General features: G+C 63.8%; 22 protein-coding genes. 11 read left to right on the top strand and 11 right to left on the bottom strand.

Features of this window, described 5'->3' with window-relative positions:
- Window positions 1-53: 53 nt before the first annotated feature.
- Window positions 54-1,718, bottom strand: a complete 1,665-nt coding sequence (gene pgm, locus ACZ0AV_RS05030; RefSeq protein ID WP_499150022.1) for a phosphoglucomutase (alpha-D-glucose-1,6-bisphosphate-dependent) — start codon at window positions 1,716-1,718, stop codon at window positions 54-56.
- 324 nt (window positions 1,719-2,042) lie between these two features.
- Between pgm and ACZ0AV_RS05025 the strand changes: the two genes are divergently transcribed.
- A complete protein-coding gene (locus ACZ0AV_RS05025; RefSeq protein WP_499150021.1) occupies window positions 2,043-3,680 on the top strand; it encodes a methyl-accepting chemotaxis protein in 1,638 nt (545 codons plus the stop codon).
- Window positions 3,681-3,813: 133 nt separating this feature from the next.
- The gene (locus ACZ0AV_RS05020; protein WP_499150020.1) at window positions 3,814-4,215 is read left to right on the top strand and encodes a hypothetical protein; all 402 of its coding nucleotides are present in this window, start codon (window positions 3,814-3,816) and stop codon (window positions 4,213-4,215) included.
- A gap of 14 nt (window positions 4,216-4,229) precedes the next feature.
- Here ACZ0AV_RS05020 and ACZ0AV_RS05015 read toward each other — a convergent pair whose 3' ends face one another.
- The gene (locus ACZ0AV_RS05015; RefSeq protein WP_499150019.1) at window positions 4,230-4,679 is read right to left on the bottom strand and encodes an Rrf2 family transcriptional regulator; all 450 of its coding nucleotides are present in this window, start codon (window positions 4,677-4,679) and stop codon (window positions 4,230-4,232) included.
- A gap of 146 nt (window positions 4,680-4,825) precedes the next feature.
- Between ACZ0AV_RS05015 and ACZ0AV_RS05010 the strand changes: the two genes are divergently transcribed.
- From ACZ0AV_RS05010 to epsC, 4 genes are all read left to right on the top strand, one after another.
- Complete coding sequence (locus ACZ0AV_RS05010) at window positions 4,826-5,731, top strand: NAD(P)/FAD-dependent oxidoreductase (protein WP_499150018.1); 906 nt, start codon at window positions 4,826-4,828, stop codon at window positions 5,729-5,731.
- A gap of 27 nt (window positions 5,732-5,758) precedes the next feature.
- A complete protein-coding gene (locus ACZ0AV_RS05005; protein WP_499150017.1) occupies window positions 5,759-6,217 on the top strand; it encodes a c-type cytochrome in 459 nt (152 codons plus the stop codon).
- A 148-nt stretch (window positions 6,218-6,365) separates the two neighbouring features.
- Window positions 6,366-8,453 (top strand): maltose alpha-D-glucosyltransferase, encoded by a 2,088-nt coding sequence (gene treS / locus ACZ0AV_RS05000; protein ID WP_499150016.1) that lies wholly within the window; start codon window positions 6,366-6,368, stop codon window positions 8,451-8,453.
- Window positions 8,454-8,577: 124 nt separating this feature from the next.
- Window positions 8,578-9,540 (top strand): serine O-acetyltransferase EpsC, encoded by a 963-nt coding sequence (gene epsC / locus ACZ0AV_RS04995; RefSeq protein ID WP_499153297.1) that lies wholly within the window; start codon window positions 8,578-8,580, stop codon window positions 9,538-9,540.
- Window positions 9,541-9,872: 332 nt separating this feature from the next.
- On the opposite strand, the gene ACZ0AV_RS04990 is transcribed toward epsC, so the two are convergent.
- The 9 genes from ACZ0AV_RS04990 to ACZ0AV_RS04950 form a co-directional block, all read right to left on the bottom strand.
- Complete coding sequence (locus tag ACZ0AV_RS04990; RefSeq protein ID WP_499150015.1) at window positions 9,873-10,760, bottom strand: metal ABC transporter solute-binding protein, Zn/Mn family; 888 nt, start codon at window positions 10,758-10,760, stop codon at window positions 9,873-9,875.
- On the bottom strand, window positions 10,757-11,659 hold the full coding sequence (locus ACZ0AV_RS04985) for a metal ABC transporter permease (RefSeq protein WP_499150014.1): 903 nt from the start codon (window positions 11,657-11,659) through the stop codon (window positions 10,757-10,759). Before ACZ0AV_RS04985 ends, ACZ0AV_RS04990 begins: the two co-directional genes overlap by 4 nt.
- Window positions 11,656-12,411 (bottom strand): metal ABC transporter ATP-binding protein, encoded by a 756-nt coding sequence (locus ACZ0AV_RS04980; protein ID WP_499150013.1) that lies wholly within the window; start codon window positions 12,409-12,411, stop codon window positions 11,656-11,658. The genes ACZ0AV_RS04985 and ACZ0AV_RS04980 overlap by 4 nt, the downstream gene beginning before the upstream one ends.
- Entirely contained in the window at window positions 12,408-13,343 is a 936-nt protein-coding gene (locus ACZ0AV_RS04975) for a metal ABC transporter substrate-binding protein (protein ID WP_499150012.1), read from the bottom strand. Before ACZ0AV_RS04975 ends, ACZ0AV_RS04980 begins: the two co-directional genes overlap by 4 nt.
- A 36-nt stretch (window positions 13,344-13,379) precedes the next feature.
- The gene (locus ACZ0AV_RS04970) at window positions 13,380-13,946 is read right to left on the bottom strand and encodes a DUF6162 family protein (protein WP_499150011.1); all 567 of its coding nucleotides are present in this window, start codon (window positions 13,944-13,946) and stop codon (window positions 13,380-13,382) included.
- On the bottom strand, window positions 13,943-14,269 hold the full coding sequence (locus ACZ0AV_RS04965) for a hypothetical protein (RefSeq protein ID WP_499150010.1): 327 nt from the start codon (window positions 14,267-14,269) through the stop codon (window positions 13,943-13,945). Before ACZ0AV_RS04965 ends, ACZ0AV_RS04970 begins: the two co-directional genes overlap by 4 nt.
- Window positions 14,266-14,814, bottom strand: a complete 549-nt coding sequence (locus tag ACZ0AV_RS04960; RefSeq protein WP_499150009.1) for a PA2404 family protein — start codon at window positions 14,812-14,814, stop codon at window positions 14,266-14,268. Before ACZ0AV_RS04960 ends, ACZ0AV_RS04965 begins: the two co-directional genes overlap by 4 nt.
- On the bottom strand, window positions 14,811-15,998 hold the full coding sequence (locus tag ACZ0AV_RS04955) for a PepSY-associated TM helix domain-containing protein (RefSeq protein ID WP_499150008.1): 1,188 nt from the start codon (window positions 15,996-15,998) through the stop codon (window positions 14,811-14,813). The genes ACZ0AV_RS04960 and ACZ0AV_RS04955 overlap by 4 nt, the downstream gene beginning before the upstream one ends.
- Before the next feature lie 184 nt (window positions 15,999-16,182).
- Window positions 16,183-17,244: an AraC family transcriptional regulator gene (locus ACZ0AV_RS04950; RefSeq protein WP_499150007.1), complete on the bottom strand. Its 1,062-nt coding sequence runs from the start codon at window positions 17,242-17,244 to the stop codon at window positions 16,183-16,185.
- Between the two features lie 197 nt (window positions 17,245-17,441).
- Here ACZ0AV_RS04950 and ACZ0AV_RS04945 point away from each other — a divergent pair, with 197 nt between their 5' ends.
- From ACZ0AV_RS04945 to ACZ0AV_RS04925, 5 genes are all read left to right on the top strand, one after another.
- Window positions 17,442-19,472: an oxidoreductase gene (locus tag ACZ0AV_RS04945; RefSeq protein ID WP_499150006.1), complete on the top strand. Its 2,031-nt coding sequence runs from the start codon at window positions 17,442-17,444 to the stop codon at window positions 19,470-19,472.
- A 356-nt stretch (window positions 19,473-19,828) separates the two neighbouring features.
- Window positions 19,829-20,308 (top strand): POTRA domain-containing protein, encoded by a 480-nt coding sequence (locus ACZ0AV_RS04940; RefSeq protein WP_499150005.1) that lies wholly within the window; start codon window positions 19,829-19,831, stop codon window positions 20,306-20,308.
- Window positions 20,309-20,338: 30 nt separating this feature from the next.
- Window positions 20,339-20,833: a hypothetical protein gene (locus tag ACZ0AV_RS04935; RefSeq protein WP_499150004.1), complete on the top strand. Its 495-nt coding sequence runs from the start codon at window positions 20,339-20,341 to the stop codon at window positions 20,831-20,833.
- The gene (locus ACZ0AV_RS04930) at window positions 20,830-21,120 is read left to right on the top strand and encodes an immunity protein CdiI family protein (RefSeq protein ID WP_499150003.1); all 291 of its coding nucleotides are present in this window, start codon (window positions 20,830-20,832) and stop codon (window positions 21,118-21,120) included. Before ACZ0AV_RS04935 ends, ACZ0AV_RS04930 begins: the two co-directional genes overlap by 4 nt.
- Window positions 21,121-21,710: 590 nt before the next feature.
- Window positions 21,711-22,313 carry a hypothetical protein gene (locus tag ACZ0AV_RS04925; protein WP_499150002.1) on the top strand — a complete coding sequence of 201 codons (603 nt, stop codon included), beginning with the start codon at window positions 21,711-21,713 and terminating at the stop codon, window positions 22,311-22,313.
- Window position 22,314: the final 1 nt, after the last annotated feature.

The raw sequence follows: 22,314 nt of genomic DNA, 5'->3' as shown, positions 1-22,314 counted from the left end.
TTACGCCTGCAGTAGCGTGCCGGCACCCTGGCGTGGCTGCCGGCTTGGCGGCATCAGCCGGCTAGCACGCTGTCGACCAGCGCCTTGGCTTCTTCCTGGATGCGCTTGAGGTGGGTGTCGCCCTCGAAGCTTTCCGCGTAGATCTTGTAGACGTCTTCGGTGCCGGACGGGCGAGCGGCGAACCAGCCGTTGTCGGTGACCACCTTGAGCCCGCCGATGGCGGCGCCGTTACCCGGTGCTTCGGTGAGAATGGCCGTGATCGGCTGGCCGGCGAGCTCACTGGCAGTGACCTGGGACGCCGACAGCTTGCCCAGGCGGGCTTTCTGCTCACGGTCTGCTGGCGCGTCGATGCGCTGGTAGACCGGCGCGCCAAAGCGTTCGGTCAGGGCCTGATAGCGCTCGCCTGGGTCCTTGCCGGTTACCGCGGTGATTTCCGCGGCGAGCAGGCCCAGGATGATGCCGTCCTTGTCGGTCGACCAGGCGCTACCGTCCTTGCGCAGGAAGGAAGCCCCGGCCGACTCCTCGCCGCCAAAGCCGAAGCGGCCTTCGATCAGACCGTCGACGAACCACTTGAAGCCCACCGGCACTTCCACCACCTCACGGTCGATGCCCTTGGCGACACGGTCGATCATCGACGACGACACCAGGGTCTTGCCGATGGCAGCCTGGGCTGCCCACTGCGGACGGTGGGTGAACAGGTACTCGATGGCCACGGCCAGGTAATGGTTGGGGTTGAGCAGGCCCACCGAGCGGGCAATGATACCGTGGCGGTCGTGATCGGTATCGCAGGCGAAGGAAACGTCGAAGCGATCCTTGTTCTCGATCAGCCCGGCCATCGCGTGGGGCGAGCTGCAATCCATGCGGATCTTGCCGTCCCAGTCGACGCGCATGAAGCGGAACGTCGGGTCGACACGGGTCGACAACACCTCGAGCGGCAGGCCGAAACGCTCGGCGATACGCGTCCAGTAATGCACGCCGGCGCCGCCCAGCGGATCGACGGCGAATTTCAGGCCAGAACCACGAATCGCCTGCAGATCCAGCACCTGCTCAAGGTCGCCGACGTAATTGTCGATGAAGTCGTAACGCTGTGTGGTTGGCGCCTTCAGGGCGCTGGCGTAATCGATGCGCTGCACGCCATTGAGGCCGGCCACCAGCAATTGGTTGGCGCGCTCCTGAATCCACTTGGTGACGCCGGTATCCGCCGGGCCGCCGTTGGTGGCGTTGTATTTGAAACCGCCGTCGGCAGGGGGGTTATGCGACGGGGTGATCACGATGCCGTCGGCCAGACCGCCGCTGCGGCCTTTGTTGTAATCAAGAATCGCCTTGGAAATGGCCGGGGTGGGGGTGTAGCCCGGCTCGCCGGCGGTTTCGCTGCAGCCGGCATCGATGCGGGTTTCGATACGGTTGGCAGCCAGCACTTCCAGCGCGGATACGAAGGCGGGCTCGGACAGCGCGTGGGTGTCCATGCCGATGAACAGCGGGCCGTCGATGCCCTGGCCCTGGCGGTAATCGCAGATCGCCTGGGTCACCGCGAGGATGTGCCATTCGTTGAAGCTGTTCTTCAAGGACGAGCCGCGGTGGCCCGAGGTACCGAATGCCACTTGCTGTGCGGGGTCGCTGGGGTCCGGACGTTCGCTGTAGTAGCGCGAAACCAGGCGTGGCAGGTTGGCCAGGCTGTGCTCGTCGGGAAGGCGTCCCGCGTTGCTGTGGATGCTCATCAATCGTTCCTTTGATGGGATGAAGGGGCCACGCGGCGATGGCAGCGCGCGAGGCATCGGGGGTTCGACACCACAGCGGTGGTGTGGAGTTCCCCTCGTCGTGGTTGCGAATGGTAAAGGCTTCCTGAGAGCGCGTCAGTGCCTCTTGGGGATACGTTCCGGGGGCGGCCTGCAGCGAGGTGATATCCGTTCATCGGCTGCCTTTATTATCCATGTGCGAAGTAATGGCTCTTTGATACTGTTTGCTCGCGCCTGATCGCAAACGGGTGCCGCTGGGCCGACAGGGAGTGGTTGGTAAAAACCTCTCTTGCATCCGGTGCAACCATGAACCTTCGCAATTTCAATATCGCCCCCCGTGCCGCGTTCTGTTTCGCCCTCATCACCCTGCTGGTCGTGGTGCTGGGCAGCTTCTCGCTGTTCAAACTGGGTGATCTCTACAAGGCCGAGCAGGACATCGAAGCCAACTGGATGGTCAGCATCCAGGCCACCGGAGAAATGCAGAAGGATCTGCTCAACATCCGCCTGGAGACCCTCAGGCTGCTGGCCGTTGGCGAGAGTGAAGGGCAGCAGGCGATCGATCAGAGCGCGGCGCAGACGTACCGCTCGGCCCTTCAACAGGTGCTCCAGCAATACGGCGAGCAACTGGTTTCCAGCCCTGCCGAGCAGAGCCTGTTCGACCGCGTGCGTGCCAGCACGCAAACCTACCTGGCAGGACAGCAGCAGATCATCGACCTGCTGCACCAGAACCAGACGCCGCAGGCCCTGGCCCTGGCCAACGGGCGAGTCCGTGAAGACGGCGGCTCGCTCCAGCAGCAGCTCGACGAGCTGACGGCCTACAACATGCAGGGTGCGAAAGCCGCCGGGTTGAACGCGAGTGCCACCTATGACCACGGCCGCACCGGGGTACTGGTCACCATATCGGTCGCGGTGCTGCTGACGGTGCTGCTGGCGATCCTGCTGACGCGGTCCATCGCCAATCCGATCAACGAGGCGCTCCTGAGCGCCGAAACCATTGCGTCCGGTGATCTTACCCGCGCCGTCCAGGTGACCGGCAAGGATGAAGCCGGTCGCCTGCTGGCTGCCCAGGCGACCATGCAGCGCAACCTCAACGAGGCGATTCGCCAGATCAGTGAGTCGTCCACACAGCTGGCCGCCGCTGCCGAGGAGATGGCCTCGGTGACCGAGGAGAGCACCCGCGGGCTGCTGAACCAGAATGCCGAGATCGACCAGGCCGCCACGGCGGTGACGCAGATGAGCGCCGCGGTCGAGGAAGTCTCGCGCAATGCCAGCGGCGCGTCCGATGCCGCCCGCGATTCCACGATTTCGGCCACCGCCGGCAACCAGCACGTGGCGCGTACGGTAGCCGCGATTCGTCAGCTGTCAGGCAATGTCGTGGAAGCCTCCGACCAGGTACAGGGGCTTGCCAACCAGGCCCGCGACATCAGCAAGGTGCTCGACGTGATTCGCAACGTGGCCGAGCAGACCAACCTGTTGGCGCTCAATGCCGCCATCGAGGCGGCGCGTGCCGGCGATCATGGTCGTGGTTTCGCGGTGGTGGCCGACGAGGTTCGCGGGCTGGCGCATCGCACCTCGGCGTCCACCCGGGAAATCGAGCAGATGATCGCCGCGATCCAGGCTGGCACCGCAAAGGCCGTGCTGGCAATGCACACCAGCAACCAGGAAGCGACCACCACCCTGCAGGTGGCCGACGAGGCCCGCCATGCGCTGGTGCAGATCGTCGACTCCATCGCCATGATCAACGAGCGCAACCTGCAGATCGCCACCGCCTCGGAGCAGCAGGCCCACGTGGCCCGTGAGGTCGATCGCAATCTGGTGAGCATTCGCGACCTGTCGATTCAGAGTGCATCGGGTGCCAACCAGACTGCGGCAGCGTGCAGCGAGCTGGCACGCCTGGCGCAGGGGCTCAATACCCTGGTAGGGCGCTTCAGGCTGAGCGCCTGAGACGTCGAGCGGCCGCTGTGGCTTGTCGGCCGGCCCGGGTGCCGGCCGTGCAGCAGGCGTGCCTCTCATCCTGTTCACCGGCTGGGCCTGCAACCATGGTCAACCGGGCGCCTGGCTGGCTATGATGGCTGCCATGAATTCATCGATGCCGCTCCGTCACCCCTGTCCGCCTGGTGCTTGCGACTGCGAGCGTGAGCAGTTGCTGGAAACGCCGACCGGCGATCAGCGCATTCTGCTGCTCACCAAGGCAGAGGAAAAGCGCCTGCTCGAGCGCCTGGAAAACCTGGCCAGCCTCGAGGATCTTGAGCGGCTGCAGCAGCGCATGTTCGAGCAGTTGGGCATACGGGTCAGCGTAGCCCCCGGCGCCAACGAAGTGCGCAGCATGCGTGGCATCGCCATCGAGGTGGCGGCCTTTGCGGGGCTGTGCCGCAAGACCCGCCAGGCCATTCCCGCCGCGATTCGCCGCGGCCTGGAGAAGCGCCCTGAAGTCGCCTATGCGCTGCTCAACGCCAATGACCTGTTCCGCGACCTGTAATCATCGCCAGCGCTTCACAGCGCCTGGCAATGCACGCCCAGGGTGTGGCAGCGCGCATCGAAATCCTTGGCCAGGTCGGCCACGGTGATATTACCCAGGCGCTGCAGGAGCAATGCCTGGGCTTCGTCGAAGGCGCGGGTGAGGGCGTGATTGACCGCCTGCTCGACCAGGCAATGGGGAGTGTCAGTGGCCAGGCCGATGCTGAAGATGGACTGCGAGCCCAGTGCCTGGTGGACGTCCAGCAGGGTGATCTGCGCCAGCGGCCTGGCCAATGACCAGCCACCGTTGTGGCCCTTGTCCGAGGTCACGTAGCCCTTTTCGCGCAACAGGCCCATGGTGCGACGCACCACCACCGGGTTGGTTTCCAGCATGCGGGCGATGATGTCCGAGGTGGTGCGCTGTTCGTGGCGGTCCATGTGGATCAGCACGTGCAGCATGCGGGAGAGGCGGGTGTCGTTTCTCATCGGGCGTCTCGAGGCGAAGCGGTGTGATGCCGAGTATGATTCGTAATGAATAAAGTTACGAGAGGTTGACGGGGTTTCAAAATGTAACTTATGGTGTTTCGTGAGGGTCCGGGCTTCATCCGGGCCATGCATGGAGGAGTCGCGCCATGAGTTATGACGCAATCATCGTCGGAGGCAGCTACGCAGGCCTCTCTGCCGGCCTGCAACTGGCCCGTGCTCGGCGCCGGGTGCTGGTAGTCGACGCTGGTGTGCGGCGCAATCGCTTCGCCAGCCAGTCCCACGGCTTTCTTGGCCAGGATGGGCGAGCGCCCGAAGAGATCGTGGCCGATGGTCGAGTTGAGCTGATGGACTACCCGAACGTGACCTGGCTGGCCGGGGAAGCCGCCGAGGTGACGCGCGACGGTGGCGGTTTCCAGGTCAGGCTGGTCGATGGTCAGACCCTGGCGGCGCGGCGACTGGTCCTCGCCGGCGGTGTGCGCGACGAGTTGCCGGCCATCGACGGCCTGGCGCAGCGCTGGGGGCGCCATGTATTTCACTGCCCCTACTGCCACGGCTATGAATTGAACCTGGGACGCATTGGCGTGTTGGCGGTTTCGCCCCTGTCGATGCACCACGCGATGATGTTGCCTGACTGGGGCAGTACCACCCTGTTCACCAACGGTGCGTTCCTGCCGGATGCCGAGCAGCTCGAACAACTGGCCCGCCGCGGTGTGGTCGTCGAGCCGGACCGGGTCACGGCGCTCACCGGCGAACGGGTCGACATCAACCTCGCCGACGGCCGCTGCGTGGCGCTGGACGGTCTGTTCGTGCTGCCGCGTACCCACCAGAACAATCCGCTGGCCGAACAGCTGGGTTGCACCTTGGCCGATGGTCCGATGGGCCCCTACCTGCATACGTCGGAAACCCAGGAGACCAGCGTGCCGGGCGTTTTCGCCTGTGGCGACGCAGCGCTGGCCGCGGGCTCCGTGGCGCTGGCGGTGGGCACTGGCGCCAGGGCCGGAGCGGGCGCACATCAGTCGCTGATTTTCCGCCAGGATGGCGCAGATCAATGAAGCGCATCGGCTGCTGAGGCATACTGCATGCCCCTCGTCATGACCGAATCGCTGCAGATGCCAGGCTCGCTTACCAGAAACCCCTTGACCGCCCGTGTTCCCCGTCGCATCGCCAGCCGTTGTGTGCTGTTCGCGGTCGCCGTGCTCGCCGCTCAGGTTGCCTGCGCCGAAGCCGACATTGCCGCCGGCGAGGCGCTGTTCAAGCGCAGCTGCGGCAATTGCCATAGCGTCGGGCCTGGCGCCCGCGCAGCATTCGGGCCGCAGCTCAACGGGATTTTCGGACGCCAGGCCGGGACGACAGCGGACTACCACTATTCGCCGGCGATGAAACGTTCCGGTGTGGTGTGGAGCCGCGAGACGCTGAGTGCCTTCATCAACGATTCCGACGACGTGGTGCCTGGCAACAAGATGCGCTTCTGGGGCATCGGCGATCAGCAGAAGATCGATAATCTGTTGTTGTACCTGCAGTCCCACCAGGACCACTGACTGGTGTTCACCGCGCCTGACGCCAGCGCGGCGCACCCTGGCCATTCAGTCTGAACGAAGCCCCGCCTGCCTGTTCTGAAATAGACAGAACTTTAAACGGCGGACGGCCTGGCCGTTCGCGATCCTCCTTTCGAACCACGGGATCGCTATGGCAGACGAACTGGCAGACGAACAACATATCAATTGGCTCGTAGAGCAGTCCATGCTGCACGCGGCGCGCCAGCGTATGCGTCTCTATTCCGGGCAGGCGCGGTTGTGGCAACAGCCCTATGCCCTGGCCAGGCCGCGCAGCGTCACGGCGGTCGCTTCGGTTTGGCTGGCGGTCTACCCGGCGGCCATCATCACCTCGCCGGATGGCTCCGTGCTGCAGGCACTCGGCGACGAGCGCCTGTGGGCCGCGCTTTCCGAACTGGGCGTGCAGGGTATCCACACCGGGCCCTTGCGCCGCGCTGGCGGGCTGCAGGGTCGCGAGTACACGCCCACCGTGGACGGCAACTTCGACCGCATCAGTTTGGAGATCGACCCGCAGTTCGGCAGCGAGGAGCAACTGGTGCACCTCAGCCGCGTGGCCGCAGCGCACAACGCCGTCACCATCGATGATTCGATTCCTTCGCACACCGGCAAAGGCGCGGACTTCCGCCTGGCGGAAATGGCCTACGGCGATTACCCAGGCCTTTACCACATGGTGGAAATCGCCGAATCGGATTGGGCGTTGCTGCCGCCGCTCCCCGAGGGACGCGACTCGGTGAACCTGTCGCCGGCCACCGTCGATGCCCTGCGTGACAAGCACTACATCGTCGGCCAGTTGCAGCGGGTGATCTTCTTCGAACCCGGGGTGAAGGAAACCGACTGGAGCGCTACCGGTGAGATCACCGGCGTGGACGGCAAGGTTCGGCGCTGGGTGTACCTGCACTATTTCAAGGAAGGGCAGCCTTCGCTGAACTGGCTTGACCCGACGTTCGCCGCCCAGCAGTTGGTCACCGGCGAGTCCCTGCATGCCATCGACGTGATCGGCTCGCGCGTGCTGCGTCTGGATGCCAATGGTTTTCTCGGCGTCGAGCGGCGCAGCCAGGGCAATGCCTGGTCGGAAAGCCACCCGCTGTCGCTGACCGGCAACCAATTGCTGGCCGGCATGATCCGCAAGGCCGGCGCGTTCAGCTTCCAGGAACTGAACCTGACCCTCGACGACATCGCCTCGATGTCCCAGGGCGGTGCCGACCTGTCCTATGACTTCATCACCCGGCCGGCCTACCAGCACGCCCTGTTGACCGGTGACGTCGAATTTCTGCGGCTGATGATGCATCAGATGCATGACTTCGGCATCGACCCGGCTTCGCTGATCCACGCCCTGCAGAATCATGACGAACTCACCCTGGAGCTGGTGCATTTCTGGACGCTGCACGCCAACGACACCTATGTGTTCCGTGGCCAGAGCCTGCCCGGGAGCATCCTGCGCGAACACATTCGCGGTGAGATGTACGAGCGCCTGACCGGCGAACACGCACCCTACAACCTGAAGTTCGTCACCAATGGCGTGGCCTGTACCACGGTGAGCATCATCACCGCGGCGCTCGGGATTCGCGACCTGAGCACCATCAGCGAGGCCGACATCGAGCAGATTCGCCGCGTGCACCTGCTGCTGCTGATGTACAACGCCATGCAGCCCGGCGTGGTGGCATTGTCCGGCTGGGACCTGGTGGGCGCGTTGCCGCTGGAGGCCGGACAGGTCGCCGAGCTGATCGCCGAGGGCGATACCCGCTGGATCAATCGCGGTGGCTACGACCTGGTCGATCTCGACCCCGACGCGCCGCTTTCTGCCGAGGGCCTGCCGCGGGCGCGGCAGTTGTATGGCAGCCTCAGCGAGCAATTGCAGGATCCGCAGTCGTTCGCCTCCCAGGCGCGGCGCATGTTCGCGGCGCGGCGCTCCCATGGCGTGGCGTCCAGCCGGCAGATCGCCGTGCCGGTTACCCAGCATCCCGCCTTGCTGATCATGGTCCACGAGTTGCCGGCCGGCCGCGGCATCCAGGTGACGGCGCTGAATTTCGGCGCCGAGCCGTTGAGCGAAGTGATCACCCTGGAGCATGTCGAGCCGGGGCCGGTGGTGGACATCATCCACGAGCGCCTGCTCGGCGACCTGTCTGCCGACGGTGAACTGCATATCCAGCTCGAACCCTACGAGGGCCTGGCACTGCGTATCGCCAGCATGGCGCCTGGCATTGCCGCCATGGATCACTGAGCCATATGCCTTTCAGGCCTGAGCACATAACCGCCTGACAGTTGAGCGCGCATGCCGGTACTCCGTATCGTCCCGATTCAAGGGGGCCGGCCGTGGGGCGGCCCTGATGGATACCGAGGTAGTGATGAACAGCGAGTTTGCGGCAGGCAACGAGGAGGGTAGCGGCGTGGAAGGCGCCTGCCAGCCAATCAATTGGCAGCTGGAGGGGACTGTCGCCGGGTTGCGTGCGGCGCGCGCCGAGTGGCGCAACCGTACCGGGCGCGACCCCGAGCTCGGCGGGCGTGAGTTACCCTCACGGCAGGCCGTGGCGACGATTCTCAACGGCCTGTGCGGGGCGCTGTTTCCGATGCGCTTGGGGCCAGCGGAGCTGCGCGAGGAAAGCGAAGACTATTACGTCGGCCACACCCTGGACCGGGCGCTCAACGGTCTGGTGGCCCAGGCGCGTCTCGAGTTGCGCTATAGCGCCCGGCAGCGCGGCGAGGAAACCGACCAGGCGGCGCCGCAGGCGGTTGCCATCGTGCGCGACTTCGCTGCGGCCTTGCCGGCGCTGCGGCGTCTGCTCGACCAGGACGTGGTGGCCGCGTACAACGGCGACCCCGCTGCCCGCAGCGTCGATGAGGTGCTGCTGTGCTACCCGGGCGTGTTGGCGGTCATCTACCACCGCCTGGCCCATCATCTGTACCGCGCAGGGCTGCCGCTGCTGGCGCGCATCGCTGCGGAAACCGCTCACGGCGCAACCGGTATCGATATTCACCCGGGGGCGCAGATCGGCCACAGTTTTTTCATCGACCACGGCACCGGCGTGGTGATTGGCGAGACGGCGATCATCGGCAACCACGTGCGTATCTATCAGGCTGTGACCCTGGGTGCCAAGCGCTTCACCAGCGATGAAAGCGGCCAGTTGCACAAAGGGCAGCCGCGCCATCCGATCGTCGAGGACGAGGTGGTGATCTACGCGGGGGCCACCATTCTGGGCCGCATCACCATCGGCCGTGGGTCCGTCATCGGTGGCAATGTCTGGCTGACGCGCAGCGTCGAGCCGGGGAGCAATGTGTCTCAGGCCAATGCTCAGCAGCGTGAATGCTGAACCAGGCGAGGCAGATGCCTGTCATAAGATAGTCATCGAGGTGTCATAGACTCGCTGCAGACCAAAGGAAAAAGTGAGGAGAACAGAGATGGACGATTATCAGGAAGAGCTGCTCGAGTCCCGCGCCCTGGAACAGGACGTCCCGGAATTCGCTGAAGACGCAACCGAGCTCTGAGCGCTCGCGTGCAGGCTGGAGAGGTCGCGAATGGCATTGCCTGCAACGCCATCCACCAACCGGATTGATCAAACAAGGGCCCGACGCTGATGCGTCGGGCCCTTTTCTTTGCGCTTGCTTTGGTGCAGCAAGGCGCGCAGCGCAGCGTGCCGGGTGGTTAACGGGTCAGGGCGTCGACCAGCAGGCCGACGTTGCTTTCCAGCCCGGCCAGCGGGTCATCGCTGTCGGTTTCCAGCACCAGCAGTGGAATGCCGGCGGCTTTCACCGCATCCGCTACCGGCTGGGCCGGCTGGCGGTGATGCAGCACCAGCGCCACGTCGTCATCCTGCAGGGCGCGGGTCAAGGCCTTCAGGGCTTCGGCATCCCACTCGCGGTCATCCCGGCTGTCGCTGCTGACCAGGTCCAGGTTAAGGCCGCTGACCAGGTAATCCAGGCGATCGCTCAGGCTGTAGACCGACAGATTGTCGGCCTTGGCCAGCTCGGCCTCGCTGTGCGCGTTGAGCTTGAGCAGGCGTTGCTTGAAGGTGGCCAGGTTCTGCTCGACCTTGCCTTTGGCCTCCGGTGCCAGGCGCACCAGGTCGGCGGCGGTCACATCGGCCATGCGCCCGAGGTTGTTGATTGCCAGCCACGGGTAGCTTGCCAGGTCGTTGTCGCCGGCATTCTCGGCCTGGGTGGCGATGCCGGGAAGCGCACCGTCCACCGGGCGGGCGGCATCGATTTCGACGATACGGATATTGCTGCGCCGGGCCATCGGGTAGAGCGGGTCTTCGGCCCACAGCGAACGCAGGGCTATCGCGGCATCGGCGTCGACGGCGACTTTCTGCAACGCGGCGCCGCCACGACCGGCGAAATACGACACCTGGCGGCTGGCCGGCAGGTTGGCCGGGGCGGCGCGCTCGATGCGCACCTCGGTGCCGTCCAGCAGGTCGCTGGCCAGGCCGAAGGTGATGGGTTGCGAGACCAGGACGGTAACGTCCCTGGCCTGGGCGAGGCCGGGCAGGCTGAGCAGCAGCGCGAGGCCGAGGTGGTGGAGTCTGTGGGTCATCCCAGGTTCCCTTTCAGGCTTGGTACGACGCCGCGCGCAATGGCGGCGAGAGCGAAGGCGATGCCGGCGATCATGATGATCGCGGCACCGGAGGGGATCGGCAGGTCGAGCAGGATCGGCAACATGATGCCGAGCAGGGTGCTGACGGTGGCGATCAGCACCGACAACCAGAAGAAGCCTTTCAGCGACTGGCTGAGCAGGCGTGCCGCTGCGGCCGGGATCACCAGCAGGGCACCGACCAGGATGGCGCCGATGACCTTGACCGCGGCCACGGTGATCAGCGTCACCAGGATCACGAACAGGTAGTCCAGGGTCTTCACCGCCACGCCTCGCACAGCGGCCAACTGCGGGTTGAAACTGGCCAGCATGATGCGGTTGTACAGCGGCAGGGCCAGGCTCATCACCAGGGCTCCGACCACCAGCAGCACCAGCAGATCGGTGCCATTGACCGTCAGCACCGAGCCGAACAGCACGTTCTCGAGGATGTGCACGTTGATGCGCCCGGCAAGAATCAGCAGCAGGCTGGCACCCATCGCCAGCGACACCGACAGAAATACGCCGATCAGCGTGTCCGGGGCCAGGCCGGTGCGGTTGCGCAGGTAGTTGAGCAGGATGCCGAACAGCAGGGCATAGCCGAACAGGGCGCCGTAAGGGCCGGTGTAGGGTTCGCCGAGCAGAATGCCGATAGCCACGCCGGTGAGCGCGGCGTGGCCGACCGCTTCGGAGAAGAAGGCGAAACGCTTGACCACCACCAGGGTGCCGAGGCCGCCGAGTACCGGCCCGATCAACAGGCCGGCGAGCAGCGCGTTGATGACGAAACCGTAGGCCAGCGCTTCCGGCAGATAACCGGAAGACGCCCAGCCCTGGATCATCAGGCGGAACTGTTCGTAGTCGATCATGGCAGCGAGGTCTCCGCGGCGCGTGCATGGGTGGAGAACAGGCTGAGCAGGCGCTCCGGAGTCAGGGCTTCGGCGGGCGGCGCATCGAACAGCACGCGGCGGCTGAGGCCGGTGACGCGATCAGACAGGCGCTTGACCGCTTCAAGGTCGTGCTCGATCCACAGCACGGTGATGCCGGCGCGGCGCCAGTCACCAAGCAGGCGCTCGAAGACCTGGATGCCGGCCTCATCGAGTGCCGACATCGGCTCGTCGAGGACCAGCAGTTGCGGCGCCGGAATCAACCCCTGGGCCAGCAAAACCCGCTGGCGTTCGCCGCCGGAGAGGGCGCCCATGCGCCGTTTGCGCTTCTCCAGCATGCCCACGCGGGTCAGGGCCTCGTCAATTGCCTGGGCATAGTGCTTCGACAGGCCGAGAAACGCCGGGCGCCGCTGGCACATGGCGGCCATGAAATCGTCGACGGTCAGCGGCAGGCCGCGGTCGAACTCCAGGGCCTGCGGCACGTAGCCGATGGTGCCGACGGCGCCGGGCCATGCCAGGCTGAGTTTACCCTGGTGCGGCATCTGGCCGAGCAGGGTCTTGATCAGCGAGCTCTTGCCGCCGCCGTTGGGGCCGACCAGCGCGTGCACACTGCCGGGCTGCACCTTGAAGCTCACGCTGTCGAGGATAGTCGTGCGGCCGAGCACCAGGCTGATCTGTTGAAAGTCGAGGGCCGGGCCCACGGCCGTCACGCTCAGGTTTTGCGCCATGCTCATTTGCCGGCGTCCTGGATGGCGCGCACCACGGTGTTCATGTTGTTGGTCATTTCCTTCTCGTATTTCTCGGCGCTGTATTCGCCGTAGGAAATGTGCGAAAGGGGGTAGAGCTTGACGCCCGATTCACGCTGGATGGTGTCGACGTAGGTGGACGGGAAGTCCAGCTCGGAGAAGATCACCTTCACGTCCAGCTCGCGCAGCTGGTCGATGGTCTTCTTCAGTTGGCTGGGGCTCGGCTCGATGCCGTGGGCCGGCTCCACTACCGCGGTGACTTCCAGGCCGAATTCGCGCAGCAGGTAGTCGTAGGCCGCGTGCACGGTGGCGACGCGCAGGTCGGCGTTGGGCGCCTCGGTGAGCTGGGCGAGGGCGTCGGCGCGCAGCTTGCGCAGGCGCTTGCCGTAGGCACGGGCATTCTGGGTGTAGGTTTTGGCGTTGTCCGGGTCGAGCTTGCCGAGCTCGCGGGCGATGTTGTTGATCTGCGCGATGGAGGCGCTGATCGACAGGAAGGTATGCGGGTTGACCACCTTGCCGGCGCCGCGTGCGGCGATGCCGGTGGCAGCCAGCAGCGGCACGTTGGCGTTGGCTTCGATGACCTCGATATCCGGCTTTTCGCTGGCGGCGATCATGCGGTCGGCGAAATCGTCATGGCCCACGCCGTTGAGCACCACCACGTCCAGCGAGCCGATGCGCTTGATGTCTTCCGAGCGCGGCTCGTACGCATGCGGGTTGAAACCGGCCGGAATCAGCGGCACCACCTCGGCCTTGTCGCCAACGATGTTGCTCACGTAGCTGTAATAGGGATGCAAGGTGATGCCAATGCGCAGGCGCTTGGCGTCGGCGGCACTGGCCGCACCGATGAACAGCAGGGCGAACAGGCCGATGGCCAGGCGAGACAGCAACTGGCGTGCGCAGGATGAGCGAAAAGTGGGCATTGGCGGGCGGTCTTCTGTCGGGTGAATCGGAGGTGGTCAGTGGCGATGTTGCCGGGTCACACCTGCGTCGTACTGCGAGGCGATCTGCTGCCAGCCGGCAGTGATCAGGCTTTGCGCGTCCAGGCTGGCGGGCGCGCTGGCGCTGGTGCGGTTGAGCCAGACATCGGCCTGCTCATGCTCGGCATCGACCAGCATGAGCATCGAACCGGCCACATCCATTGCCTGGCTGGCGCCGAAATAGGCCGCCTCGTCACCGGGCAGCAATTGCCACTGGTGGCTGCCACGACTGGTCGCGGCGGCATCGGCGGCGAACGGCGGAAAGCCTTCGTCGGCCAGCTCTGCGGGGCTGAGCAGCGTTTGCTCCTCGTCGCGGCGGATGCGGATTTCGTCAGCGGCCACGCGCAGGTCGGCGTAAATGCCCTGTTCAGCGGCGGTGAGATCACGACGGGCATCGATCTGGTGGTTCTCGATGCTGGTTTCGCTCTGCGTTTCGCCATGCCAGACCACTACCGCGCCGGCGGCCAGCACGATGGCCAGGCACAGCAGCAGTACATAGAGGGTTTCATGACCGGCGCCAGCGGGGCGTACGACCTGAACCGTCATGGCGCCTCGATTTCCGTGTGGTCGATTTCCACGATGTGGCCGGGGCCCGCATCGAAGAGCACATAGAACTCGCCCTCAGGACGCTTGAAGGTGATGGTCGAATCGTCAGCCAGCTTGCCGGGCACCAGGATGCTCTCGTCGTAGCTGATCACGTCCAGGGTCACGCCTGCCGCGCCGCTGCCGTCGGAAAAGCCGCCGGTGCAGCGGATGTGTTCGGCGTCGACGTCTTCGCACTGGCACATCGGGTTATGGGCCAGGGCGGCGCCGCTGAGCGACAGCAGGGCGATCCCTGCCGCCAGACGGATAGAGTGGAATGTGCTCATTGCTGGTCTCCTTGTTGTTGCTTCAGCCAGGCGACGGTGGACGGGGATGCCTGCGCGAGCGGTACGGCGGCCTGGTGCACGCTACCGTCCCAGCCCTCCATGGTGATCCACAGCTCGGCATCGGGCTCGGTACGTGCCGGCAGCGGCACGGTGGCGCCCATGCGGTGGGCGGTGCCAAAGAATATGCCGCCGGCAGCGCGCAGGCTGCGCGGCTTGCCGATACGCAGGTAGGTGGCCTTGACCTGGCTGGCGCACGCGGCGCACAGCGCGCCGTTGAAGGCTTTCATGTAGCCGGCGGGGCCGTCGAGTTCCGGCGGGCCGGCACGGAACTCGGCCAGGCGGATCGACCACGGGCCGACCGGCACTTCGCCGATCATCCGCTCACCCAGGCCGCTGGTGCCGGTGAACAGTGCGACATCGGCAAAGTATTTGGGCATGAAGGCCAGCGGGATGATCACCAGCAGAATGTTGATGTGGAAGCGCCACTTGTACCAGAGGCGTTTCAGCGGCGAGACGGGTTGTGGGGCGGCGATGGCCTTGCTCATGCATTGACCTCCGTGCTGTCGCTTGTCGCAGCGCCGTGGCGCACCCGGGCCGGGCGCTTGATCACCTTGGCGGTAGCCTGCGCCGTGCGCTTGGTCCAGATCAGCAGGCCGCTGAGCACCATCATGCTGAGTACCAGGCCAAAGAAGAACCAGATCATCTTGACCCACAGGCCGCCGAAATCGCCGGTGTGCAGCGGGCGCATGGATTCGGTGACGAACTCCAGCTTGGAGCGGTCTTCGAGCAGGCGCTGCTGGGCCACCTCACCGGTGTAGGGGTTGATCGAGGCGGTCTGCATCATCAGCGGGTACCAGCCACGGCCACCGACGGAGATCGGATCGTAGGCATTGCTCGGCAGGCGCGCGAAGCTCACTTCCAGGCTCGGCACCTTGCTGACGGCGATGCGCGCGGCCTCGTCGACGTCGATCCGCGGGATCGGCTCGCCAGGCCTTACGACCGGTACGTCCTCGCGCGCCACCACGGCGGGAACGCCCTCGGTGGAGATGGAAATCTGGTTGTCGAAGAGGATCGCCTGAATCAGAAACCAGATACCGGTGATCGACACCACGGCAATGAACCAGATCGACCAGATGCCGCTCAGTCGGTGGAAATCGCCCCAGAAGATCCGCGCGCCCTGGTTGAAGCGCAGGCGTGGTTTGAAGAAACCTTTCCAGAACTTCTTGTAGACCACCAGGCCGGTGATCAGCGACAGCAGCATGGGAATGCCCATCATCGACACCAGGTACCAGCCCCAGCTGAACCCGTTGGTGAACGGCACCAGCCACCAACCGTGCAGGGCGCGGGTGAACTGGCGGAAGTCGAACTGCGGGCTGACGCCCTGGATGACGCCGGTGTAGGGATTGACGTACAGCGCCGGCATGCTGCCATCCGGGTAGGCGACCCGGACCGTGAGCGCGAAGTGCGATTCGTCCGGGCGAGTGATCGACTGCACGATGGTTTCGGGTTCGGCCTTGTTGATGGCTGCCAGCACCTCGCCGAAGGTCAGCAGTTCGGCGTCATCCGAGGGCTTGCTGGCGCGCACGTCGGGGTTGGCCAACCAGACGATTTCCTGGCTGACCACCGCCAGGGTGCCGGTGACGCAGACGATCAGGACGAAGAACCAGATGGGCAGAGCGAGCCAGCTGTGCACCAGAAACCAGATTTTTGAACGCGACTTCTTGGACATTGAATAATTGTCTTGTTGAGAGACCGGGCGCCTCGAGCGGTGCCAGCGGGCTCTTTGTTAACGGGCGAAACCCCGCCTGCCAGGGGGCGTGCGGGGGTTGAAGCCGGGCATCGTGCGCCTGCGGGTGTATACCTTCTATAAGACGAACGAGGAGCGTAAAACCCGCAGCCGCGAATGAAAATAATTATTTCATAGATTCCGATGCCTTGGCGATGCTCTGCCGATGAGTGCGTCGCAACTCGCCGGGCGTCTGTTGCAGCCAGCGCTTGAACGCGCGTTGGAAGGCTTCCGCAGAGGCGAAACCGAGCAGGTAGGCGATCTCGCCGAACGACAGTTCTGTGTCGCGCACGTAGGCAATGGCCAGGTCTCGGCGGGTCTCGTGAACGATGGCGCTGAAGCGCGTGCCTTCCTCGGCCAGGCGCCGGCGCAGGGTCCAGCTCGGTAACTGGAGCTGACCGGCAATCTCGTCCATGTCCGGCTCGCGGCCGTGCAGGCGTGGGCCGAGCAGTTGGCTGACCCGCTCGCGCAGGCTATGGGTGCGGGTCAGGCGTTGCAGCTCCTGTTCACAGAGCTGCAGCAGCTCCTGCCAGGTGCCGGGGCAGTGCTGCGGGTTAGGCAGGTCGAGGGCCTGCTGGTCGAGGCGCAACTGGTTGCAGGGCGCTTCGAATGCCGGCTGGCAGCCGAACTCGGCGGCGTAGCGCTCGGCGTAATCGGGGGCGGCGAATTCGACCTGCACGGCGGTTGCGGTCAGCGTGGTGCTGGCCAGGCTGCCCAGTTGCTGCAGCCAGCCGGCAAGTACCGAGTCGACCACGAAGCGGTTGTAGTCGTTATAGGGGCCTATCGAGTGGAAGCGCAGCCAGGCGCCGCTGGCGTCTTCGAGCAGGGCCGAGCGCCCGCGGTAGTTGGCGGCATACAGCAGCTCGAAGCGGATCAGCGTGCGCGCCGCTTCGCGCACCGTTGGCGCCTGGGCGGCGGTGATGCCGGCCAGGCCGAGGTGATGGAGGCGACCGAAGCGGCCCATCAGCAGGCCCAGCGCCGGCTCGGCGGTCAGGCGGATGGCGCGGTGGCCAAGGTGCATGTAGCGCGCAATGGACAAGCGCGCGCGAGGCTGGGCCAGGCGTTCGCTGTCGAAGCCGTACTGCTCCAGCAGCGGCTGAGCGGGCTGCCCCAGCTCTTGCACGGCTTGCGCCAGGCTGTATAGAAAGCCCACGGACAGGTCGCCGAGACGGATTCGAACAGGCTTCACGGCGGCTCCAGGCAAGGTGGTGAGCGTTAAAGGGTATCCGGCAGCGGGCTGCGATGCCAGGCGGGGTGTAATTTATGATCAGTAATTTGTCATTGATGATCATTGAGCGCGGCTGCCGGCTTCACTATCGTCTGTCGTATACCGACCGTCGCCCATGCAGGCGGCGGCATCCCGTGATAACGCCGACGGACCCCGACATGACCGCCTACCCGCATTTGCTCGCCCCGCTGGACCTGGGGTTCGTCACCCTGAAAAACCGTACCCTGATGGGTTCCATGCACACCGGCCTGGAGGAAAAGCCCGGCGGTTTCGAGCGCATGGCGGCTTATTTCGCCGAGCGCGCGCAGGGTGGTGTCGGCCTGATGGTCACCGGTGGCATTGCGCCGAACGAAGAGGGCGGCGTCTATGCCGGGGCGGCCAAGCTGAGCACCGTCGAGGAAGCGGACAAGCACCGCATTGTCACCGATGCAGTGCACGCCGCCGATGGGCTGATCTGCATGCAGATCCTGCACGCCGGGCGCTACGCCTACAGCCCCAAACAGGTGGCACCGAGCGCTATTCAGGCGCCGATCAACCCGTTCAAGCCGCGCGAGCTGGATGAGCAGGGCATCGAGAAGCAGATCGCCGACTTCGTCAACTGCGCCGTGCTGGCCCGGCAGGCCGGTTATGACGGTGTGGAAATCATGGGTTCCGAAGGCTACTTCATCAATCAGTTCCTGGCCGCCCACACCAACCAGCGCACCGATCGCTGGGGCGGCAGCTACCAGAACCGCATGCGCCTGCCGGTGGAAATCGTGCGCCGGGTGCGCGAGGCGGTGGGCAGCGATTTCATCATCATCTATCGCCTGTCGATGCTCGACCTGGTCGAGGGCGGCAGCGACTGGGACGAGATCGTGGTGCTGGCCAAGGCCATCGAGGCGGCCGGGGCCACCCTGATCAACACGGGTATCGGCTGGCACGAAGCGCGTATTCCAACCATTGCCACCAAAGTGCCGCGCGCGGCCTTCACCAAGGTCACCGCCAAGCTGCGCGGCGAAGTGAACATTGCGCTCATCACCACCAATCGCATCAACACCCCGGAGGTGGCCGAGCAAGTGCTGGCCGAAGGCGATGCCGACATGGTGTCGATGGCGCGGCCTTTCCTGGCCGACCCTGCATTCGTCAACAAGGCCGCGGCCGGCCGCAGCGACGAGATCAATACCTGCATTGGCTGTAACCAGGCCTGCCTCGACCATACCTTTGGCGGCAAGCTGACCACCTGCCTGGTCAACCCGCGCGCCTGCCATGAAACCGAGCTGAACTACGTCCCGACCGCCACGGTGAAATCGATCGCCGTGGTCGGCGCCGGCCCGGCCGGGCTCGCGGCCGCGACGGTAGCGGCCGAGCGCGGCCACCGTGTGACCCTGTTCGACGCCGCCGGTGAAATCGGTGGCCAGTTCAATATCGCCAAGCGCGTGCCCGGCAAGGAAGAGTTCTCCGAGACCCTGCGCTACTTCCAGCGCAAGCTGGAAACCACCGGCGTCGAGTTGCGCCTCAACACTCGGGTGAGCGCGCGTGACCTGCTCGCCGGCGGCTTCGACGAGGTCATCCTGGCTACCGGCATCGTGCCGCGTACACCCGCCATTGCCGGTATCGAACATGCCAAGGTGATCAGCTACCTGGACGCCATCCTGCAGCGTAAACCGGTCGGCCAGACGGTTGCGGTAATCGGCGCCGGTGGTATCGGTTTCGATGTCAGCGAATTCATCACCCACGCCGGGGCGGCCACCAGCCTGGATCGCGACGCGTTCTGGAAGGAATGGGGCATCGACCCGACGCTGCAGGCGCGTGGCGGGGTGGCGGGCGTCAAGGCGCAGGTCGCGCCTGCGGCGCGCCGTGTGTTTCTGCTGCAACGCAAGGCCAGCAAGGTTGGCGATGGCCTGGGCAAGACCACCGGCTGGATTCACCGCGCAGGCCTGAAGAACAGGCAGGTGCAGATGATCAATGCGGTCGAGTACCTGAAGATCGACGACGACGGCCTGCACGTCCGCATCGCTGACGGCGAGCCGCAACTGTTGCCGGTCGACACGGTCATCCTCTGCGCCGGCCAGGACCCGCTGCGCGAACTGCAGGACGAGCTGCTGGCTGGCGGGCAGACGGTGCACCTGATCGGCGGTGCCGACGTGGCGGCCGAGCTGGACGCCAAACGTGCCATCGGCCAGGGTTCCCGCCTGGCGGCAGCGCTTTAAAGGGCTGGCCGCTTCGGCGTGGAGGGGGCGGAGCGGCTGATGTTCTGTCGCCTAGGCTGAATGTGCCCCTCCGACAGCTCAAGCTGGGCCTGCTGTGGTCAGGGCTGAGCGGCAAGATCAAGAGCGAAATCGACGAGGTGCTCGGCAGGGAGCAACAGTCCTTCCCTGCGCGCTGCCTACTTTGAGGCAAGTGCCGGGGGCGCGTCGACATGGCCGGTTTCGAGCGCTCGGTCGCGTTCCGACACACGGCAGCGCCGCTTGCCCAAAAATGCGAAGCCAGTCTCCTTACTGAAATGTAGGTAGTGGCAAAGTGGTGGCATTACTCAGGGGTGCCTCACTTGCAGGTACGGATTGCCATGCGCTCGTATATACCCTTGTTTTTCGCGGCCGTGCCGTTCGTGGCGCTTGCCCAGACGCCGCCTCCCAACCTGCCCACGAACCTGCCTTCGCCGCTGACCCAGGACCTGATCCGCGACCGCCAGGAGCGCCTGCTCGAAGAGCAGCAACAGCGCCTGCAGGAGTTGCAGCAGTTGCCCGGCAAGCGCGCCGAGCCGACTGCGCCACCGGCTGCCGAAGACGAGCGCTGCTTTGCCATCGAGCAGATCGAGATATCGGGCGCCAACCTGCTGTCCGAGGCTGACCGCAGCAGCATTCTCGCGCCGTTCGCAGACAAGTGCCTGGGCGTCAGCCAGCTCAACGAGCTGCTCAAGGCGATCACCAATCATGGTGATGATCGGTTCAAGGCTCAAATTGAGGTCAAGACAGGTAGGCGAGCCGCTCCTCTTGGGCGAGGCGGTGATAGGAAATCTGCGGAGTATCAAGAAACCAGCAGCTAAATCAATGACTCTGACCCCATTGATTCTGGTGTGGGAGATGCGGCTGTACTGGGCATTAAAAAGGCAAAAGACCTGTTTAAGGAGGGCAAGGTTGCGGAATCAGCCAAGGTACTGGAAGATCTTTCAGGTGGTGCAAAAGGAGTTCCAAATTCGACTCTGACGAGAGACGAGTTAATTTCTGGTTTACCTGCAGGCACCAAGATCACCCCTGAAAGCGTGGTAGATATACGTAAGTTGCCAGATGGTCGAACCGTATGGCTTGAGACCGGTAGCGATGCTGCCGGGTTGCAGCATATCTACAAGCGACACGAAGTGAATTTCTTCAACAAAGGAATCTTACGTGACGAAATTCCAACAGTTGTAATGAGTGCTCTTGAGCGTGGAAAAGTTATGGGCACCAATGGCTCGGCCAATGTTTATCGCATCATACATAATGGTGTTGAGCAAAATATCGCAATTGGGGTTAGCTCAAACGGCTTCGTGGTTCGAGCGAATCCGGTCAGTTCTTGGAAACCATTGCCATGATTAAGTTGAGACTAGCGAATGAATATTTGGCTGGACCGATATTCTGTCCGGAGCCGGATACTATGGGGCATATTGATGTTGACGACTTGCCCCTCTCTCGACAGTTGAAGGCCGAAATCACTGCATGGGACAGTGAGTACCAGGCGACGTACAACATCGACTATCCGCCTGATTCTGGATTTGGCTCGCCTGAGGTGGAGCTTCTGCATATAGCTGAGGGGCAAAAATTGGCCAAGAAATTGCAGCAAGAACTAGGCGGGGGTTATATGGTCGAGTACTGCCCGTAACGATAATTCTTTGGTGCAAAAGCTAGCAAGTAGGGTGGATAACGCTTTTTTATCCACCGCTCTTTAAAATCTCGATAAAAGGGATCACGGCGGGGCGTCAACTGACGTCCCGCCGCTTGCTCTGCATTTTTCCAGAAAATTTCTGCACCCAGGGTGTACCGCTGGGCCCGGTTGCGCAGGCCCCAAATACCTGATCGAAACCAACCCGGCGTTCGCCAGCCTGGGCAACTTCCTCAACTCCGACTACCAATCGATGGGGTCAGAGTCATTGATTTTTGGCTGAGAAGGCGGTTAGTAGCGTGTAGGTCGACGATCCCTTTCCCGCTGGCAGCGAGCGGGCGGCGGGGAAAATAGTTGGATCAATGACTCTGACCCCATCGATCACGGCGTTCGCCAGCCTGGGCAACTTCCTCAACTCCGACTACCAATCGATGGGGTCAGAGTCATTGATTTTTGGCTGAGAAGGCGGTTAGTAGCGTGTAGGTCGACGATCCCTTTCCCGCTGGCAGCGAGCGGGCGGCGGGGAAAATAGTTGGATCAATGACTCTGACCCCATCGATCAGGATCGTTTGCAGTCCTTAGGAGATGGCGTGGGAGATGGTAGCTCCATCACCGTGGAATCCATCACGCTGTATCAGCCGCAAGGGTTGACCTACAACCTGACGGTGGACATCGGGCATACCTTCTATGTTGGAAAGCTTGGGACATGGGTGCACAATATTGGGCCATGTGCTAGCTGCAGTAATGGGAGCTGTTCGATTCATGCGGCTGCACCAGAGGGCGGTGCAAAAGCAACAGCTACTCCACGCACACCACTAGCTGGTCCTACTGAAAACTGGAAAACCTTTGTTAATGCTGAAAAACAGATTCAACTGGAAGCAGGTGCTGGGCAGCGTGTAGATCAAGTGATCAATGAAACTCTATCTGGTAAGGAAAATTTCACGAGCTCTATGACGCTCACAACCGATGAGGCTCTATCGGCAGGGCAAAAATATCTCGGTCCCGAGTACAGGGAAATCGGTAAGCCCGGCTCTGGTGTGTTTCACAGCGCTGATGGCACTAAGGAGTTCCGTATCGACTCAGGATCTATATCAGGAGCACACGCTCCGGGAGTTCCGCATGTACATTTCGGAGTTAAAGACCCTGTGACTGGAAAATATATTTCTAACAATCATGTTCCCTATGCGGACTAGG

The organism is Pseudomonas sp. AC532, assembly GCF_979258965.1.
This window is presented reverse-complemented; position numbering and strand designations above follow the sequence as displayed.